Source organism: Lonsdalea britannica (assembly GCF_003515985.1).
Taxonomy (GTDB): Bacteria; Pseudomonadota; Gammaproteobacteria; order Enterobacterales; family Enterobacteriaceae; genus Lonsdalea; species Lonsdalea britannica.
Window position 1 is genome coordinate 3,517,566 of the sequence record NZ_CP023009.1, and the last position, 18,580, is coordinate 3,536,145.

Below are 18,580 nucleotides of genomic sequence, written 5' to 3' on the forward strand. Positions count from 1 at the left end.
GATGAGCACGAGATTGCACCTTATTTGGGGACCGACGAGTACCGGAAAAACAGCGAGATCGGTGGCATTGGCGGAACGCACCGGCGCGCCTGTGTTGGTTCTGGATCGTATACAATGTTGCCCTGATGTAGCGATGGGCAGCGGACGCCCTTCAGAACAGGAATTGCGCGGCACAAAGCGCGTTTATCTGAACTCACGGCCGATTTCACAAAACATCATCTCCGCGCAACAAGCCGTCGAGCAGCTTCATCAACTGACTGACCATTATTCCGCGACACATCCGCTGATTATCCTTGAGGGAGGGTCGGTATCCATATTGCAGGAGATGGTCAAACACACAACTTGGGGCCAGAGTTATACCTGGTCTTTCGAGCCGATACCCATGCCTTCCGCCGACGTTTTTCTGAAACGCGCCACAAAACGCGTATGGGAGATGTTTTACCCAGACGGCGGGCTGAAGTCGCTGCTGGAGGAAATGGTGCAATTATGGGCGAATCCCGAATACCGTGACACGCTCGCGGATATTGACGGCTACCGTTGTATCATTGGCTATCTGCGTCAGCGGCGACGACGCGTCGATGACATCCTCCATATGAGTCTCAACGAACATAAGCAACTGGCGGAAGAAATCGCCCGAGAGTATTGGCAACATGCCGTTTGGCAGCAAAATAATTTCCCGGATATTCCCCATACCTGGCGCCAGGCCAAGTATGGTTGACCCTGCGTGTTGAAAATGTCTCCGTCAACCGTGCACCATCCCTGCCGGACCCGGTGATTTCCTGCAACGCCGATGAGCGGGTCTGATTGACCCGCATCGAAACCGTGATAAATGTTAATTAAGACCTTTCCCAGCCAGCATTTCCGCCAGCCTTTGCTACGCTTAGGTAGACATTTAGCCATTAGCTAAGGAGCTGGTATGTTCGGAAAAGCAGAAGATAAAGTAAACGAAGCGGCTGGCGCTGCTCAGGAAACTTTCGGCGAGGCCACTGACTCACACGAGCATCAGTTCAAAGGGGCGGCTAAAAAATATGCCTCCCAGGCCAGCTATGCCGCACGCGATGCGGCTGATGTTGTTAAAAGCCAGGTTAAATCCAACCCGATGGCAGGCGTCGCCATTGCTGCCGCGACCGGGATTGTGCTGGGATTTTTACTCGGCCGTAAGTAATCAATTGTTAGCGATGATCACCTTCGCCGCTGCAAAGCGGCAAGCACAAAGGCCCCTCACCGGGCCTTTTTTATTGATGCAACCCGCCTCGTTCGCCCGCCACCGTGCGTTATCGCCAAGACGGCTACCCCACGCGCGGGCCGCCGTCTGACGAGCGACGGTGCCCTTTCACGCTTTCACCCACGCGTCACGGAGCATCGGACACCATCACCTGATGGCCGGGGCCAACCTCGGTATACACTCGCAGCGGCGGCACATAGCCCAAAGGACGTACCGGGCTTTTCAACTCCTCGATGGCCGCATTACGCCGCATACCACGCCGCGCGGGATCAGGCACCGGCACCGCCGCCATCAGCTTTTGCGTATAGGGATGCTGGGGACGGGCGAAGATCGCCTCGCGCGGGCCGATCTCGACGATTTCGCCCAGACGCATCACCGCCACCCGGTGACTGACGCGCTCCACCACCGCCATATCGTGAGAGATAAACAGGAACGCGATGTTGAACTGCGCCTGCAAATCGAGCAGCAGATTGCACACCTGTGCCTTGATCGACACATCCAGCGCCGAGACGCTTTCGTCCGCGATGATCACCTTGGGGTTCAACGCCAGCGCCCGGGCAATCGCCACCCGCTGACGCTGCCCACCGGAAAACTCGTGCGGGAAGCGATCCATCATGGACGGCGACAGCCCCACCCGGTCCAGCAGTTCGGCGACCTTCTGCCGCGCCTCGGACGGCGAGGCCAGCCGGTGTTTAATCATTGGCTCGGCGACGGCCGCCCCCACCGTCATGCGCGGATTGAGGCTGGAAAACGGATCCTGGAAAATCATCTGCGCACTGCGGCGCATCGTGCGCAAACCAACGACGTCAAGATTCAGCACATCGTATCCGTCCAGCTGAACCTCACCGCTGTGCGGTTCAATCAGCCGAATGATGGAGCGCCCGGTGGTCGACTTGCCGCAGCCGGACTCGCCCACCAGCGCCAGCGTCTCGCCCTGAAACAGGTCGAACGAGACATTCTCCACCGCATGCACCGCGCCGCTCGAACGCCCCAGCAAACCGGAGCGAAGATCGAATCGCGTGACCAGATTTTTTACGGACAGCACCGGCGTCTTGCCGCTTTGCACCGTGTTGGCCACGTTACCCGCGGGGATGACGTCGCCGCTGTGCATGTCGATGCGCGGGAAACGCAGCGGCCACGGCTGCCCGTCCATCGACCCCAGAGTCGGCACTGCGGCGAGCAACGCCCGCGTGTAGGGATGTTTGCCGTGACGGAAGACGTCGGCGGTATCGCCCGTTTCCACCTGTTCCCCGCGAAACATCACCAGCGTCCGGTCGGCGATCTCCGCCACCACCCCCATATCGTGCGTGATGAACAGCACCGCCATTCCCTCTTCTTCCTGCAAGGTTTTAATCAGATCCAGAATCTGACCCTGAATGGTAACGTCAAGCGCGGTCGTCGGCTCATCGGCAATCAACAGCCTGGGCTTCGAGGCCAGCGCCATCGCAATCATCACGCGCTGGCGCATACCGCCGGAGAACTGATGCGGGTAGTCGTCGAACCGGGCGGAGGGATTAGGAATGCGCACCTTGTCCAGCAGCCGCAGCGTCTCTTCCCGCGCGGCCGCCTTGCCTAACCCCTTATGCTGCCGCAGCACCTCCGAAATTTGCCGCCCAATGGTGAACACCGGATTGAGCGACGTCATCGGTTCCTGAAAAATCATCGCGGCGTCGTTGCCGCGCACCTCGCGCATCGCCTTCTCCGGGAGCGACAGGATATCTTTCCCGTTCAGCATAATACGGCCTTCGATACGGCTGGAACGTGGATCGAGCAGGCGCATCACCGACAGCGAGGTCACGCTTTTGCCGGAGCCGCTCTCGCCGACGACGGCGACCGTTTCACCGGCTCGGACCTCGAAGGACATCCCGCGCACGACGGTTTTCCATTCGCCGTCCACGCGAAACGACGTAGTGAGATTCTGCACGGAAAGGACGCATTCCCGCGGCGGTTTTGGCTCATTCATGATTCAGTTTTCCCCGTGACGGGCGGTGGTCTTCACCTCCCGTCTTGACCTGAATAGCTGCGGTGTTCAACACCGCAGGGCGGCATTGATCACCGGCCTATCGCATACGCCTGCATCAGCCGTGGCGTAGCGGCGGCGCGCAGCAGTCCATCTTCGTCCCGACGCGCGGCCGTCAAGCGGCCAATCGTCCAGGGATCGGACGCCACGATGTCGTGTCCGCGCGCCCTGAGTGCGGACAGCGCGGCGTCGCCGATGCTGCTTTCAATCATTACGTGACCCGGCTGGCGGGTGCGCGGATAGAACGAGCCGGGGAAATGCGCGGTATGGAACAGCGGCAGGTCGATCGCCTGCTGCAGGTTCAATCCGTAATGGGCATAGCGTAGGAAAAACGCCAGCTGCCACTGATCCTGCTGGTCGCCGCCCGGCGTACCAAACGACAGCGTCGGCCGCCCCTCATACAGGGCAATCGACGGCGTGAGCGTGGTGCGCGGGCGCTTGCCGGGCGCCAACGATGTCGGCAGGCCCGGTTTTAACCAGAACATCTGCGCGCGGGAGTTCAGACAGAAGCCCAGACCCGGAATGACCGGCGAAGATTGCAGCCAGCCGCCGGACGGCGTGACCGACACCATATTGCCCTCGCGATCGATGACGTCGATATGCACCGTGTCTCCCCGTTTTTCGGTCAGGTGCGACATGGTCGGTTCATACACGGCGCCCACGCCGCGCTGAGCGGCGAGCATGTCCAGCGTCAGATCGTACTGTTGGGTGTACCCCGGCAGGCACCCCGGCCGCAACGCCAGCGAGGCCTCGGCGGCGATCAGCTGGCGACGCCCCTCGTTATAGCCGTCGGACAGCAGGGTCTGCATCGGCACAGAGGCGAAATTGGGGTCGCCGTAATAGACTTCGCGGTCCGCATACGCCAGCTTCATCGCCTCCACGACCGTATGAACGAATTCCGGACCCGCCGGATCCATCGCGGCGATGTCGATGCCTTTCAGCAGCGCCAGCGACTGTAACAGCACCGGTCCCTGCCCCCACGGCCCGGTTTTGGCGACGGTCCAACCGTGGTAGTCATACGTGGTGGGCGCTTCGATCGTCGCCTGCCAGTTCGCCATATCGTCGGCGGTCAGCACGCCTTTATGGCGATGGCCGCTGGCGTCCATCACCTCGGCCGTTTGCAGATAGTCCGCGATAGCCTCGGCGACAAAACCGCGGTAAAAGGCATCTCTCGCCGCATCGATACCCGCCTCGCGCCCCGGTCGGGCTTCGGACTCCCGGATAATGCGTTTCCAGGTTTCGGCCAGGACGGGGTTGGTGAAGTTCGACAGCGCGGCAGGCGCGGTGCCGCCGGGCAGCCACGTGGCGTACGACGTCGGCCACTCCGTGCGGAAGAACTCAGCCAGATCGCTGATGGTCGCCGCCACTCTCGGCAACAGCGGATGACCGTTCTCCAGATAACCAATGGCCGGTTCCAGTACCTCGCGCACGGTCATCGTGCCGTAGTCGCGCAGCATCAGCATCCAGCCGTCGAACGAGCCGGGGATCACCGTCGCCAGCAGACCGTCGCCGGGGATCAGGTCGAGCCCTTCGGCGGTATAGTGCTCAAGCGTCGCCGCCGCTGGCGCGGTGCCCTGCGCGCAGATCACCTCTACCTTGTCTTTTTTACGCGAATAAATCACGGCGGGCATGTCGCCGCCGGGGCCGTTCAGATGCGGCTCGACCACCTGCAAGACAAAGCCGGTCGCCACGGCCGCGTCAAAGGCGTTGCCGCCCTTTTCCAATATGCTCATGCCAACGGCGGAGGCGATCCAGTGGGTCGAGGTGACCACGCCGAAGGTGCCTAAAATCTCCGGACGCGTGGTGAATGCATTCATGACGCTTTCCTTCTGTTATGAGTTTTCACGCGGGTCGAGCGCATCACGCAAGCCGTCGCCCAGCAGGTTAAAGCCAATCACCACCAGAAAAATGGCGGCCCCCGGCCACATCGCCATCCAGGGCGCCTGAGTCAGGAAGTTTTTGGCGACGTTCAGCATCGAGCCCCAGCTAGGCGCGGGCGCCTGTTGACCGAGACCGAGAAAAGACAGACTGGCTTCCGCGATAATCGCGGTCGCCACCGTCAGCGTCGCCTGTACGATAATCGGCGGCAGGATATTCGGCAGGACGTAGCGCAACAGGATATCGCCGTGGCCCAGTCCGATAGAGCGCGCGCCTTCGATGTAGTCTTCGGTTTTGACCGCCAGCACCTGCGAACGCGTGAGCCGAATAAAAATCGGCATCGCGGACAAGCCGATGGCGATCATCGCATTGGTCAGGCTCGGGCCGAGAAAGGCCGCCAGCGCAATCGCCATGATCAGGAAAGGCATCGCCAGAAACGCTTCGGTCACGCGGGAAATCACCTGATCGACCCAGCCGCCGAAATAGCCGGAGATCAGTCCAAAAGGCACGCCGGTCAACACGGCGATAGCGACGGAGATTACCCCCGCCATCAGCGAGGCCTGCGCACCCCAGACCATCCGCGACAGCACGTCGCGCCCAATGTCGTCCGTCCCCAACCAGTGCGCGGCCGACGGCGCTTTACGAATCGCGCTCCAGCTGGTCGCCAGCGGATCCGCCAACGGCAACAGCGGCGCCAGCACCGCCAAGAGCGCAAAAAAAACGATGATGATCAGACCGGCGATCGAACTGCGATTGCGCTTCATCTTCTTCCAGGCGCGGTTGCCGGCAGCAGCCTGCGGCGCGACGACGATAGGTTCAGTCAGGCTCATAGCGCGCTCCTCATTCGCGGATTCAACAGCATGGCGGCGACGTCCGCCAGCAGGTTCATGACGATAAAGCCGACCGCCGTGCATAGGACCACGCCCTGCACCACCGCGTAATCACGGTTGAACACCGCATCGACGATCAGCTTCCCGAAGCCGGGAATGGTGAAGATTTGTTCGGTCAGCACCGCGCCCGCCAGCAGTTCGCCGAACAACAGGGCCGTCAGCGTAATGATGGGCGACAGCGCGTTGCGAAAAGCATGGCTTAGCACCACCTCGCGGTTGGACAACCCTTTGGCGCGCGCCGTGCGGATATAGTCCGCTTTCATGACCGACAGCATCGCCGATCGCGTGTGCCGCATCAGCGTGGCCGCCAGCGCGGTGCCGAGCACAAAAGCAGGCATAAGGGTCGTTTGCAGCGAGCGCAGCGGGTCGGAAAACAACGATTCATAGCCCGAGGCAGGCAGCCAGCCCAGCTGCACGGACACCAGCAGAATCAGCATGATGCCGAGCCAGAAGTTGGGGATCGACAGCCCCGAGAGCGCGACCACGTTAGCCAGATAATCCAGCGTCGTGTTCTGCTTCACCGCCGCCAGAATGCCGATCGGCACACCGATGATCAGTGCGAAGAACATCGCCATCACCGCCAGTTGCAGGGTGACCGGCAGTTTTTCGCCGATCAGTTCGAGTACCGGCTGATTGGTGCGCAGCGACACGCCAAAATCGCCTTGCGCCACGTCCCCAAGCCAGTAGAAGTACTGATACACCACCGGGTCGTTCATGCGGTATTTTTCACGCAGCAGCTCCATCACCGCAGGATCGCGCTCTTCCCCCGCCATCGCCAGGATCGGATCGCCCGGCAGCAGCTTTTGCAGCGAAAAAACGAAAATGGAGATAATCAGGAGCGTCGGTATCGCCACCAGCAGGCGCTTGCCGATATAGATGTACATTGGCGCGTTTCCTTATTCAGTGAGTGCTTCGACCGGGTTCGCCAAGGGGCCGCTCTGCTCCCGACGAACACACGCCGGATTAGTCGCTTTTTTTGACGCCCGTCAGACGGATCATTCCGTCGGCCGACGGCGTAAATCCGGCGACCTTTTTGGAGTAGGCATACAAATAGGCCTGATGGCCGAGATAGATCAGCGGCAGATCGTCATCCAAAATCTGGGTCGCGGCGTCGTAGCGGGCTTTGCGTACCGCGTTATCCGTGGATTCGCGCGCTTCGTTCAGCAGCTTGTCCACAGCCGGATTGCAGTATTTGGTGTCGTTGATACCGCCTTTGCAGGTCACAAACTGGTGGATGTTGCCGTCCGGATCGGCGCGGCCCGACCAGTCGGAGCGCGACAAGACGTAGTTCCCCGCCGTCTGCTCGGACAGCAGCGTGGCGAATTCGGTGGCTTTCAGTTTGACGTTGAAACCGGCCTCGGCCGCCATTGACTGGATCACCTGCATCATCTGGGTCTGCGTCGTGTTGTTGGCGTGCTGGAGTTCGATATCAAATTTCTCGTAGCCCGCCGCCTTCATCAGCGCTTTGGCCTTGGCGACGTCTCGCGCCGGCACCGGCAGGCTCTGGTTGTACCACGGGCTGCTGGAGGGCCACGGCTGATTCCCGGCCAGCGCGGTGCCTTCAAAGACCACCTGATTGATCGCCTCACGGTCGAGGGACAGCGAGAAGGCCTGACGCAGACGCTTGTCTTTGCCGAACGGATTGTTCGCCTCCGGCCCGTTGCCGATGTTGACGTACAGCGCCATGTAGCCCGGCCCGATGACTTTGCCGTAGTTCAGCTTCGGGTTCTGCTGCACGGCGGCCACGTCCGACGCCGAGATGCGCTCGGCCAGATCCAGCTCGCCGGACTGCAGGTTAGCTAAGCGTACGGTCGTGTCCGGAATGGGGAGGAAGGTGACCTTATCGATAAAAATGTTGTCGGCATTCCAATAGCGGGGAAACTTCTCCAGCACGATGCGGTCCTGCTGAACGCGCTGCACGAACTTGAACGCGCCGGAGCACACTGGGTCCGAGCCGAAGTTCGCCCCCAGACGCTTGCCCGCCGTCGGGGAGATCATCATGCCGGCGCGGTCAGACAGCTGGGCCAGCAGGCTGGCGTCCGGGCTTTTCAGCGTGAATTTCACCTGATAGTCCCCGTTCGCTTCGACGCTGGCCACAGAGGCCAGTTCGCTCTTGCGACGGGACTCCGGCATCGTCATGTAGCGATGAATGTTGTATACCACCGCTTCCGCGTTAAACGGCGTCCCGTCATGGAACACCACGCCCTTGCGCAGATCCATCGTCAACGTTTTACCGCCGTCGCCCCACGTCCACTGCGTCGCCAGCTGAGGAATAATCGACAAACGATTGTCGACGTCCACCAGCCGATCGCACAGGCTGGTGTAAATAATGCGGCCGACAAACGTGCGGGACTGAGCCGGGTCCAGTACGTCCGGATCGTCCTGCAGGCCGATGCGTAACTCCACCGCCTGCGCCGTCGTCGCCATCACCGCACCGGCCAGCAAGAGTCCGGTCTGTTTGATAAGTCGGTTCATGTCATGTTTCCTCTGGTCGATAATCATCGCCGGGATTCGGCGCAATGAAAGGCAGGTCAGACGGCGCTGGCCTACTGAAAACCGTTAGCGGCGGAGCACATCGGCGTCAGCATCGGCCGGGGCATAGTGGCCCAACGAGGTGTGGCGAATCAGCCGCTCCTCCAGCCTCAGCAGATGTTGGCGCATGGCCTCGCCCGCCCTCACCGGGTCGTGGGCGGCAATCGCGTCAATGATTTCCGTGTGGTCGCTGTGCGAGTCGGTGAGCGACGCATTGTGGCTACGGGCCAGCGCGCGGAGCGCCTGCCAGGCCGGGTACTGCCGCACGCGGTTCACCACATCGAACAACGACAGGAACAGCTGGTTGCCTGCACTTTGCGCAATCAGTCGATGCAAGGAGCCATCCCACAGTTCGCGCCAGTCGGCGTCGGTACGCTCATAGATTTTGTCGCGCAGCGCCCGCATACGTACGATGTCCGACGGCTTGGCGCGCAGCGCGGCCAATTGCGCCAGCTGCGGTTCAATACGCAGCCGCACCTCCATGATTTCCATGAAATTGGTTCCTTCAATCAGGTTGGCTGCATGGGTGCCCCATTGGTCCGGCTTTTGCCCGAGAAACGTGCCCGCGCCCTGCTTACGCCAGATCAGCCCTTCCGCTTCCACCACCTCCAGCGCGCGCCGTACCTCGCGTCGGCCCACGCCCCACAGCTCGGAGAGCGCCCGTTCTGTCGGCAGTTTGCCGTCGGGCTCCAACGCGCTCACGCGCAGGAGTTCGCGCAATCGCTCGAGTGCATAATGTGAATTTTCCGTTTTATTAACGCGGTTCCCGTCGCTCATTGGTTCACTCCAATTGGTAATTGGTTCAAAAAAAGCACGATGACCGAGGCAAGTCAATACGGCGGAAAAGTGCTGAACATGCAGCAAATAGCCGCAAAATCACTGGCATTGGAAGAGATTGAGTACAGATACTGCGGCAATGAGCGGGTCAACCGGTCGAATACGTGGCGACTGTCGATTTTTCAAGCGTTTTATCTCGGGATATTTCCCGTCAGTTTTTCGTGAATAGATGAAAAAAAACGATCTGTGAGGCCATTCTTCACCGCGAGATAGCCGCCAAGCAGATGATTAACAATAAGAATTTATGATAGCTGAATGCGGCGGACGTGCCTGATTAAACATCGTTGATGCGGGTAACATCGGCGCGTGAATATCCACCGGTGAAGGTAGAGAAAGCGCCGCCGTCTGTCGATGACGGCGCCGGTGACCTTATGCTGTTGCGCGCGGGGTTGCGGCGGGCAGAAGACGGTACAGCATAAACGCGGTGATAAACGTGGCGGGCGCAGACCAGGATGACCATGCCCCCTCCGCGTACATCAACACCATGCCGACGGCGACACTCCCGCCCCAGGCAAGCAGCCCCGAGAGGTTGATATTGCGGTCAAAGTGGATGCCGAGCGCCTGACGCGCAGGCGTCAAAATGTAGCTCAGCGCTACGCCTACCCAGGCGACCACGAAGACCCCCTGCCATGCCAACGCCTGCAAGATATAGCTGAACACATCCGCCAGCATCAGCGCATAAACCACCGCCCCGACCAGACAGGCCCAGATCATGCGCCGGAATCGCAGGCGGAACAGCAGCCGGAAAAAGTCCTGCATATTCACCGTGGCGAGGAAATAGTTGGCAGTGTTGATGCGGGTTTGCGTCACCCAGACGAAGAACAGTCCCCACAGTCCCAGCAGGTTGAGGATCGCCACCACCACGCCAGTTTCGCTGAGTCCGTCGCTTTCAGAGAATCCGCTGACCAGATAGATGCCCGCGACGCCGTTGAGCAAGAAGGTGATCAAATAGAATGGCATGCCGAAGTTTATGCCCGCGTGGTAATCCGCATCCTTCGCTTTGCCATAGCGGGCGTAGTCGAAGGTATACATCATCAAAATCCACACGCCCATATAGTAGGTAAAGCAGTGCCACCAGCCGTAGGCCGGCGGATCGGCGGGGCCGAACGCGAGCCATTGCGGGTTATAGCCGTTTTGCTGGATAGACACCGCCACCGTCAGCAGCAGGCCAAGCAAATAAAACGGTAGCAGGACGCCGTTAAATTTATCCAGCCAGTGCTGCACGCTGCCGAAAATCAGCGGCACGCTGTACAGCACGACCACCAGCGCGGTCGCGGCGTAAGGCAGTGCCGGGAACAGATGATTCAATGCGAAGGCGATGACCGACCCTTCGAACACGGCGTAATAGATGGCCGTCGAGAAGAAAATCAGCGTGGCGAGCGACGACCCGAGCCGACCGAACAACGCCTGCGAAAACAGAGAAACCGACAGCCCGGTTTTGATCGCGAACCGGCTGATGATCCCATTGATCACGCCATAGCTGACGACCGACAACACCATGCCGATGAGGGCGTTTTTCGCGCCCCAGCTCTGCGCGAGCGATGCGCCGACCACAATATAAAACAGCGCGCTGCATACCGCCCACCACGCCATAGTGAGCGAGAGTTTGCCCATGCGCTCGTTGTCGGTAACCGTCCCCGAGGCCGTCGCCGGGGCGGTCAGTTTTACATCAGAAAGATCTGCCATAGGGGTACTCCTGACTGCAAAAGGGGAAAGCTACACCTGACCGACAAACATCGGAAAAGGCCCTGTCATAGCGATGAACAACCAGTCGCAGGCAGCACGAATCGCCATGCGGACGGTAGATACCGCATGGCCCGAGACAGGACGATCGATGCTGTAACGCGACCTAAACCGGCGAAGGCCGCCGGGCGGGATCAGGCCGTTTGTCGGCCGATCCAGACTCTTAACTGCGCCAGCCGCTGCTGGGATTGCTGTCGGGCAGCGAGCGCCTCCTCCAACGAGACAGGCACAAAACGTACCTGATGATGCGGTTGCAGTTGCGCGACCCGATCCAGATCGGCGCTGATGACCGTGCCCAGCGTCATGTAGCCGCCGCCGGAAACCGCATCGCGCAGCAGGATGATGGGTTCCAGCCCGCCCGGCACCTGTACGGAGCCGATGGGATAGCAGGCGTCAACGATATTGGACGGGTCGGAGCCCGCGCCGAAAGGCGGCGTGCGTGGCAGGTACTCCAGCGGTTGACCGCCCTTCAGGCGATAGCCGATGCGGTCCGCCTCGGTGCCGACCCGCCAGGTATCGGCAAAAAACTGTTCCGCCGCGGCGTCGGTCAGGCGGTGAATATAGAGGCCGCGCATCAGCCGCAACGTGACCTCTTTTTCCAAGCGCGGGCACAGGGTCTCCGGCACCTTCGCGCCTTCAGCCCCCACGCCGGTCGGTTCACCAATAGGCAGCCGGTCGCCCTCCTGTAGCCGCCGTCCTTCCCACCCGCCCAGCGCGCCCAGCGTGTAGGTGGAGCGGCTGCCGAGCGCCAGCGGAACGTCGATACCGCCCGCGACCGCGAGATAGCTGCGACAACCCGCCTTGGCGAAATCGAACTTCAGCACCTGACCGGGCTTGACCCGAAACGCGGTGTCCAGCGGCATTTCCGCGCCGTCCAGCCGCGGTGTCATGCGCGCGCCCGTAACCGCCACCAACACCTCTTTGCCGAACGCCAGCTCAGGGCCGATCAACGTGATTTCCAGCACGGCGGCGGACTCGCCGTTGCCCACCAGCAGATTAGCCATGCGTAAGGCATAGTCGTCCAGGCCGCCCGAAGGCGGTATGCCGAGGTGGTAGTACCCCTCGCGCCCGGTATCCTGAACCGAGGTCGCCAGTCCGGGTTTGATAACCTTAATCGGCATACAGTACCTCCCGCAGGTTGTGGGTGTAGCCAGCGGCATCCGCGCTGAATTTTTCCAGTTCAAACGTCACCGGCCGGATGCGCAGGCTGAACGTGCCCGCCTCCACCTCCGCCACGGCCCGGTCATACTCGGCGCGATCCATCGCCCGGAACTGGACGATGTCGCCCGCGCGGAAGAACACCATCGAGGCTTGCAGGTAGTCGAGGCGCTGGCTGGGGTCATAGATGGGCGCGGGCGTGACGCCGAACAGCTGATAGCCGCCCGCGCCGCGCACCGAATAAATACAGCCGAAACAGCCGCCGTGACCGAGCGACTGGCGCGGCGTGTCGGTCCGCGGCCGCAGATATTTAGGGACTTCCAGCTGTTTGGTCTCTTCGACCATCTGGAACATGAAAGGCAGCCCCGCCACGAATCCCACCATCGACACAAACCACGGCGTGCCGCTGTGCGCGGCGATAAAGTCCGCGACCTCGGCGTAACCATTAATGGCGGCGGCATACTCCAGATCGGTCGCCTGCGGATCCTGATGACGATCGCGAAACCGCATCAGCGTTTCATGCGTCCAGGGGTCGTTATAAAGCACGGGAATTTCGATGATGCGCGTCGACAGCGAGGTGCCAGCGGTGGCCTGCGCCTCGGCGTTTTTCACCTGTTGCAACAGCGCCTCAGGCGCGATGATGTCGGGATTGAAGCGCACCTGAAACGAGGCGTTCGCCAGACAGATATCCAGCACGCCCGGCAACCCCTGCGCTTCCAGCGCGCGCGTGATCGCCATGCCGCGAAAGAACGCGTCCAGCGACATGGCTTCGTCGATTTCCGCGAACAAATGTTCGTCGCCGCCAAAGCTGTAACGAATGGCTTTTGTCGTCATGTCACACCTCCTGAGCGGCCGACGCGTCTGCGGCAGTCCGTTCCGTCAGCCAACGTTCCAGCGACGTCGTGGTAAAGTCGCCCGCCTGCAAACGCGCATCCGTCAGCAGCCACTGATGCAGCGACCGGGTGGTCGTGATGCCGGTGATGCGCAGATCCGCCAGCGCGGCAGCGGCGCGGGACAACACTTGCGCGCGATCCTCGCCGTGAACGACCAGCTTCGCCACTAACGAGTCGTAATACGGCGGAATACGGTAGCCCGAGAACAAATGACTTTCGACCCGCACGCCTTCGCCCTGCGGCCAGTTGACCTCCGACACCGTACCGGGACAGGGGAAAAAGTTGCGCGCCGGATCTTCCGCATTGATGCGCATTTCACAGGCCGACCCGTTCAGCGCGATCGCCTCCTGCCGCAAGGTTAGCTTTTCCCCCCGGCAATCCGCAGCATCCACTGCACCAAATCCACGCCGGTGACCATTTCCGTCACCGGATGCTCGACCTGAATACGGGTGTTCATTTCAATGAAATAGAATTGGCCGGTGGCCGAATCGAAGAGATATTCAAGCGTGCCCGCCCCCTGATAAGACAGACTTTGCGCCAGCTTCACCGCGCTGTCGCACAGCGCCTGACGCTGCGCGTCGGTCAAGGCGGGAGACGGCGCTTCCTCGAAAATTTTCTGCCGCCGCCGTTGCAGTGAACACTCCCGGTCGAACAGATGCACTACCTGTTCGCCGTCGCCGAGGATCTGAACCTCAATATGGCGGGCGTGTTCGATAAACCGCTCCAGATACACCGCGCCGGAGCCAAAGGCGGCCTTGGCTTCCTGCTGCGCCAGAGGAAAAGCCGCCTGTAGCTCGTCCGGCGATGACACGATGCGAATCCCGCGACCGCCGCCCCCTGCCGCCGCTTTGATCAACAGCGGATAGCCGATGCGCTCCGCCGCCAGCAACGCGTCGTCGAGCGTGGTGATATCCTGCTCCGAGCCCGGCACCACCGGGACGCCAGCGGCCTGCGCGGTTCGCCGGGCGGCAGCCTTGTCGCCCATCGACCGGATCACCGCCGCCGTCGGCCCGACGAAAATCAGTCCAGCCTGGCTAACGGCGGCGGCGAAGTCCGCGTTTTCTGACAGGAAACCATAGCCCGGATGGATCGCATCCGCGCCGCTCTCGCGCGCCGCCTGTAGCAGCGCCTGCGCATTGAGGTAGCTTTGGTCGGCCCTCGCCGCGCCGATAATGCGGCATTCGTCCGCCAGCTGAGCAGGCAACGAGGTGGCGTCCGCCTCGCTGCACGCCGCTACCGTCGGAATACCCAACGCCTGGGCGGCGCGGATAATCCTGACGGCGATTTCCCCTCGGTTGGCAATCAATAATTTATTTATCGGCATCAATATCTCCACTTCCGCGGTGATTAAAATAAACGCTTAGCGATAATAAAAATGTTTATTTAGCGATCGCTTTTAATAATGGCAATAACCTGTCCGGGTTCGATCGGTTCGCCACTTTCCACTTTGAATTCGATTAATGTTCCTGAATGCCCGGCGACCATTTCGGTAAATTGCTTCATAACTTCAATTAGACCAATAACCGTATCTTCCTGAACATTCTCACCCTCTTCCATAAAGGGCGGCATCTCGGGTGCAGGTTGCCGATAAAAAACGCCTGGCAAAGGAGAATAAACCACATATTCTTTCATCGATAATCACTCCTGATACGGCATTATTATTTTTAAAACACCGGTTTCTTTTCGGGTGCGGTAATGGCAATGGAGGCGGCTTTTAATAATTCGCAGGTCGCCTTTAACAATTCCTGCGCGCCCGGTGTATCGCTATGCATGCAGACCGAATCGAAAACGATGGGAATATCTTCTCCCTCCACGGTGCAAACAACGCCGTCCCGACAGGCGCGCAGCACCTTCTGCGCAACGTCGTCCGGGTTCAGCGCACCGATCCGACGGGTGAAGACGATAGAACCACTCCGGTCATAGTCACGATCCGCATAAAATTCGCAGATTACAGGATGTTGTAGGGACTGGGCTGCTCGCCATACGGCGGTGCCATACATGCAGTACAGCAGTAAATCCGGCGCGATCCGATGCAGGGCTTCAACAAAACACTGCGCCGAGGCTTCTTCTTTCGCCAGATGCATATAGAGGGCGCCGTGCGGTTTAATATGCTGTAACTCCACGTGATATAACCGCGCCAATTCCCGCAAAGCCCCCAGCTGATAAACGATATCGTTAACTAATTCATCCGGTTGCATAGCAATATAACGACGGCCAAAACCCATTAAATCGCGATAGCCAGGATGCGCGCCAATCTCGACGCCATAATATTTCGCCAGCTCGATAGTTTTACGCATGACGGTAGGGTCGCCGGCATGAAACCCGGTCGCAATATTGGCAGAACTTATGAGTGGCATAATTTCGCGATCAATATTGCCGTTAATTACCCAGGTTCCGAAGTCTTCGCCCATATCAGAATTGAGGTCGATGTGTTTTATCATAATAATTTATTATTGGTAGCTCATTGATTTAAAAATAATATAGGGGAAGTTTTTTACAGCCGAATAGCAGTATTTTCTGATAGCAAGCCATCGAAAAAAGAGATCGCAGGATAAGACCTTATCCCGGTGACGACGCCGGACTGATTTAAGCCCTCTACACCGGAGAAGAGCATGTTGACGCTACGCCAGATTCGATACTTTGTCGCCACGGCGGAAATGGGGCAGATCTCGCAGGCCGCCATTCACCTAAATATCTCGCAGTCGGGCGTCACCAGCGCGATTCAGGAGCTGGAAAGTTTATTGGGAAAGCCGCTATTCCGGCGTTCGGTGCGCGGCATGACGCTGACGGAGACCGGGACTCATTTCCTGCACCACGCCTACTCCATTCTGCGCAGCGTGGACGATGCGTTACATGTTCCTTCAGCGGATGATCAGATCTGCGGCCAGCTGAATCTGGCCGCCTCCTATACGGTGATGGGCTATTTCCTTCCCTACCATTTGCAGCGGCTCTCTTCCGCGCTCCCCATCTGGATATCCATCTCTTCGAACGGGAGCGTATCGACATCGAACGCGGGCTGCTCGATGGAACGCTGGATATCGCGCTGGTGCTGACCGCAAACCTGACGCTACCTGGCATCACCTCGGAAACGCTGTTTAACTCCGAGCGTCGACTCTGGCTACCCAGTCGCCATCCGCTGTGCGAGAAGCCGCATCTCACGCTGAAGGACGTCGCCAAAGAGCCGTTTATCATGCTGACCGTGGATGAAGCCGACCACAGCGCCATGCGCTACTGGGAAGAAAGCGGGCAGCGTCCCCGCGTGATGCTGCGGACCAGTTCCGTCGAAGCCGTGCGCAGCATGGTGGCCGATGGACTCGGCGTCGCCATCCTGTCCGATCTGGTTTATCGCCCCTGGTCGCTGGAAGGAAAACGCATCGAAACCCGCGCGCTAACCGACAATCTGCACCCCATGAATGTCGGGCTGGCCTGGCGAAAAGACGCGATATTTACTCCGTCAATGAATGCCTTCCGGCTGTGGTTTCGCAGCGCTTTTCTGACGCCGCAGATGAACTTCAACCGCCGCTGACGGAGCGCCTAATCCGACCCGATAGCGCAAACGGTGGAAGTGTGACCCGCCTAACAGCCGCAGCACGGCGATTTCGGTAGCCTGAGCTCACATCACTGTTGGATTGTCACTGGCCGCCGGCCAGGCAAAACCTGAAAGGTTCTCTTACGAGAGGCCGTTCAGGTTTTTTTTTTGCGCCATCACCGAGGTGTCTATGAAAAAAAACCGCTGCACAGGAATAATGGGTATGACGTTGGCCGCGCTGGCCTTGCCCTTCGGCTCAACGTCCGCCGCCGACCACCACCGGGTAGAGGCCACGTTACAGGCCGACCATCCCGGCCCGCCCATTTCTCGCTATATCTACGGCCAGTTTTCCGAACATTTGGGACGGGGTATTTACGACGGTATCTGGGTCGGTCCCGACTCCCCTATCCCCAACACGCGCGGCATCAGAAACGACGTGGTCGCCGCGCTAAAAGCCCTCCACGTGCCGGTCGTACGTTGGCCGGGGGCTGTTTTGCGGATGAATATCACTGGCGCGACGGCATCGGTCCGCGCGACAAACGCCCGGTGCGTAAAAACAACTGGTGGGGAGGCGCGCTCGAGTCTAACGCGTTCGGCACGCACGAGTTTTTCGACTTTGCCGAACAGATTGGCGCGGATGCCTATGTTTCCGTCAACGTGGCTTCGTCTACGCCGACGGAGATGCGCGAGTGGATCGAATATCTGACGTCCAAAGATCGCGACAGTCTGGCGAACGAGCGACGCGCCAACGGCCGCGATGCGCCCTTCAAAGTGCCTTTTATCGGCATCGGTAATGAAAGCTGGGGCTGCGGCGGTAATATGACGCCGGAATACTATGCGAACGAATTACGCCGCTGGGGCGCGCTGTTCCATAAAAACGGCACCAATTTCCACAACGATAACGACAACACGGCGGTGCGCGTCGGCTCCGGCGCGAATAACGACGACACGAATTGGACCGACGTCGTTATGAAAAACGCCAACGCACATCTGGACGCCATTTCCCTGCACTTCTATACCGTGCTCACCGGCGACTGGAAGAATCGCAATCAGGCATCCGCCACCGGTTTCCCCGACGCACAGTGGAACGCCATTTTCCAACAGACGCTGCGTATGGATGACGTGCTGCGCCAGCATATCGCCGTCATGGATAAGAACGACCCTGAGAAACGCATCGGTCTGTTCGTCGACGAATGGGGCACTTGGTATAACGTCGAACCCGGCACCTATCATGGCCATCTGTTCCAGCAGAATACGCTGCGGGACGGTATTTTGGCGGCCGCCAACTTCAACATTTTCCATCAACATACCGATCGCGTACGGATGACCAACATCGCGCAGACCATTAACGTGCTGCAGGCGATGATCCTGACGGAAGGCGATAAGATCGCATTAACGCCGACCTACTATGCCTATAAGATGTACGTGCCGTTCCAGGATTCGACGGCGATCCCGCTGACGGTAAAAGCGCCTCAACTGACCTACGACGGGCACAAATTCCCGGCCCTTAATGTCTCAGCCGCCAAAGGAAAAGACGGCAAAATGTATATTGGGGTCGCGAATATGAACCAGCATGCGGGCTACGATCTGGCCGTTAAACTGGGTACGCTGAAGGTGAAAACGGTGGCGGGAGAAGTGCTGACCAGCACAACCTCGGATGCGCATAACGTTCCCGGTCAAGCTGAAGCCATTCATCCCGTCCCTTATCAGGGCGGCAAGATCGACGGGTCGGAACTGAATCTGTCTATCCCTGCAAAATCAGTGGTGGTGGTCAGTCTGGAATAAGGGAGTGCGGTTGCGGCAATCAGGATGCTCATTGAACGCGTATTACCTCACATATGAGGTAATACGCTGATCGACTTGCCGTGCGCTAAT

General features: G+C 59.6%; 14 protein-coding genes and 2 pseudogenes. 4 read left to right on the plus strand and 12 right to left on the minus strand.

What is annotated here, in order from left to right:
- Position 1 precedes the first annotated feature (1 nt).
- Both CKQ53_RS16165 and CKQ53_RS16170 read left to right on the plus strand, forming a co-directional pair.
- Positions 2–718: an isopentenyl transferase family protein gene (locus CKQ53_RS16165; protein ID WP_162896372.1), complete on the plus strand. Its 717-nt coding sequence runs from the start codon at positions 2–4 to the stop codon at positions 716–718.
- A 198-nt stretch (positions 719–916) separates the two neighbouring features.
- Positions 917–1,165: a DUF883 family protein gene (locus tag CKQ53_RS16170; RefSeq protein ID WP_026740600.1), complete on the plus strand. Its 249-nt coding sequence runs from the start codon at positions 917–919 to the stop codon at positions 1,163–1,165.
- Positions 1,166–1,352: 187 nt separating this feature from the next.
- Here the strand turns inward: CKQ53_RS16170 and CKQ53_RS16175 are convergent, their stop codons facing one another.
- The 12 genes and pseudogenes from CKQ53_RS16175 to CKQ53_RS16230 form a co-directional block, all read right to left on the minus strand.
- Positions 1,353–3,188: an ABC transporter ATP-binding protein gene (locus tag CKQ53_RS16175; protein WP_094118221.1), complete on the minus strand. Its 1,836-nt coding sequence runs from the start codon at positions 3,186–3,188 to the stop codon at positions 1,353–1,355.
- An 89-nt stretch (positions 3,189–3,277) separates the two neighbouring features.
- The gene (locus CKQ53_RS16180) at positions 3,278–5,062 is read right to left on the minus strand and encodes a gamma-glutamyltransferase family protein (protein WP_085651538.1); all 1,785 of its coding nucleotides are present in this window, start codon (positions 5,060–5,062) and stop codon (positions 3,278–3,280) included.
- Positions 5,063–5,077: 15 nt separating this feature from the next.
- Positions 5,078–5,953 carry an ABC transporter permease gene (locus CKQ53_RS16185; RefSeq protein ID WP_085651537.1) on the minus strand — a complete coding sequence of 292 codons (876 nt, stop codon included), beginning with the start codon at positions 5,951–5,953 and terminating at the stop codon, positions 5,078–5,080.
- Positions 5,950–6,897: an ABC transporter permease gene (locus tag CKQ53_RS16190; protein WP_085651536.1), complete on the minus strand. Its 948-nt coding sequence runs from the start codon at positions 6,895–6,897 to the stop codon at positions 5,950–5,952. Before CKQ53_RS16190 ends, CKQ53_RS16185 begins: the two co-directional genes overlap by 4 nt.
- Positions 6,898–6,976: 79 nt before the next feature.
- On the minus strand, positions 6,977–8,488 hold the full coding sequence (locus CKQ53_RS16195; RefSeq protein WP_094118222.1) for an ABC transporter substrate-binding protein: 1,512 nt from the start codon (positions 8,486–8,488) through the stop codon (positions 6,977–6,979).
- Between the two features lie 84 nt (positions 8,489–8,572).
- Positions 8,573–9,322 carry a FadR/GntR family transcriptional regulator gene (locus CKQ53_RS16200; RefSeq protein ID WP_085651534.1) on the minus strand — a complete coding sequence of 250 codons (750 nt, stop codon included), beginning with the start codon at positions 9,320–9,322 and terminating at the stop codon, positions 8,573–8,575.
- 429 nt (positions 9,323–9,751) lie between these two features.
- Positions 9,752–11,068: a purine-cytosine permease family protein gene (locus tag CKQ53_RS16205; RefSeq protein ID WP_094118223.1), complete on the minus strand. Its 1,317-nt coding sequence runs from the start codon at positions 11,066–11,068 to the stop codon at positions 9,752–9,754.
- Between the two features lie 191 nt (positions 11,069–11,259).
- Entirely contained in the window at positions 11,260–12,246 is a 987-nt protein-coding gene (locus CKQ53_RS16210) for a 5-oxoprolinase subunit C family protein (RefSeq protein ID WP_085651532.1), read from the minus strand.
- Positions 12,236–13,117 (minus strand): 5-oxoprolinase subunit B family protein, encoded by an 882-nt coding sequence (locus CKQ53_RS16215; RefSeq protein ID WP_085651531.1) that lies wholly within the window; start codon positions 13,115–13,117, stop codon positions 12,236–12,238. Before CKQ53_RS16215 ends, CKQ53_RS16210 begins: the two co-directional genes overlap by 11 nt.
- A gap of 1 nt (position 13,118) precedes the next feature.
- Positions 13,119–14,500: pseudogene (locus CKQ53_RS16220) on the minus strand (acetyl-CoA carboxylase biotin carboxylase subunit).
- A gap of 59 nt (positions 14,501–14,559) precedes the next feature.
- Positions 14,560–14,808, minus strand: a complete 249-nt coding sequence (locus CKQ53_RS16225; protein WP_085651529.1) for an acetyl-CoA carboxylase — start codon at positions 14,806–14,808, stop codon at positions 14,560–14,562.
- A 32-nt stretch (positions 14,809–14,840) separates the two neighbouring features.
- Positions 14,841–15,617 (minus strand): 5-oxoprolinase subunit PxpA, encoded by a 777-nt coding sequence (locus CKQ53_RS16230; RefSeq protein WP_208640015.1) that lies wholly within the window; start codon positions 15,615–15,617, stop codon positions 14,841–14,843.
- Between the two features lie 171 nt (positions 15,618–15,788).
- Between CKQ53_RS16230 and CKQ53_RS18985 the strand changes: the two are divergent.
- Together CKQ53_RS18985 and CKQ53_RS16240 are read left to right on the plus strand one after the other, a co-directional pair.
- Positions 15,789–16,702 (plus strand): annotated as a pseudogene (locus tag CKQ53_RS18985) (LysR family transcriptional regulator).
- Positions 16,703–17,182: 480 nt separating this feature from the next.
- Positions 17,183–18,490 carry an alpha-N-arabinofuranosidase gene (locus CKQ53_RS16240; protein ID WP_208640016.1) on the plus strand — a complete coding sequence of 436 codons (1,308 nt, stop codon included), beginning with the start codon at positions 17,183–17,185 and terminating at the stop codon, positions 18,488–18,490.
- The last annotated feature ends 90 nt before the right edge of the window (positions 18,491–18,580 follow it).

What these genes read in the sequence shown, in the direction of transcription:
- CKQ53_RS16165 (WP_162896372.1), top strand. Translation starts at nt 2, where the DNA reads ATGAGCACGAGATTGCACCTTATTTGGGGACCGACGAGTACCGGAAAA.
- CKQ53_RS16170 (WP_026740600.1), top strand. Translation starts at nt 917, where the DNA reads ATGTTCGGAAAAGCAGAAGATAAAGTAAACGAAGCGGCTGGCGCTGCT.
- CKQ53_RS16175 (WP_094118221.1), bottom strand. Translation starts at nt 3,188, where the DNA reads ATGAATGAGCCAAAACCGCCGCGGGAATGCGTCCTTTCCGTGCAGAAT.
- CKQ53_RS16180 (WP_085651538.1), bottom strand. Translation starts at nt 5,062, where the DNA reads ATGAATGCATTCACCACGCGTCCGGAGATTTTAGGCACCTTCGGCGTG.
- CKQ53_RS16185 (WP_085651537.1), bottom strand. Translation starts at nt 5,953, where the DNA reads ATGAGCCTGACTGAACCTATCGTCGTCGCGCCGCAGGCTGCTGCCGGC.
- CKQ53_RS16190 (WP_085651536.1), bottom strand. Translation starts at nt 6,897, where the DNA reads ATGTACATCTATATCGGCAAGCGCCTGCTGGTGGCGATACCGACGCTC.
- CKQ53_RS16195 (WP_094118222.1), bottom strand. Translation starts at nt 8,488, where the DNA reads ATGAACCGACTTATCAAACAGACCGGACTCTTGCTGGCCGGTGCGGTG.
- CKQ53_RS16200 (WP_085651534.1), bottom strand. Translation starts at nt 9,322, where the DNA reads ATGAGCGACGGGAACCGCGTTAATAAAACGGAAAATTCACATTATGCA.
- CKQ53_RS16205 (WP_094118223.1), bottom strand. Translation starts at nt 11,068, where the DNA reads ATGGCAGATCTTTCTGATGTAAAACTGACCGCCCCGGCGACGGCCTCG.
- CKQ53_RS16210 (WP_085651532.1), bottom strand. Translation starts at nt 12,246, where the DNA reads ATGCCGATTAAGGTTATCAAACCCGGACTGGCGACCTCGGTTCAGGAT.
- CKQ53_RS16215 (WP_085651531.1), bottom strand. Translation starts at nt 13,117, where the DNA reads ATGACGACAAAAGCCATTCGTTACAGCTTTGGCGGCGACGAACATTTG.
- CKQ53_RS16225 (WP_085651529.1), bottom strand. Translation starts at nt 14,808, where the DNA reads ATGAAAGAATATGTGGTTTATTCTCCTTTGCCAGGCGTTTTTTATCGG.
- CKQ53_RS16230 (WP_208640015.1), bottom strand. Translation starts at nt 15,617, where the DNA reads ATGATAAAACACATCGACCTCAATTCTGATATGGGCGAAGACTTCGGA.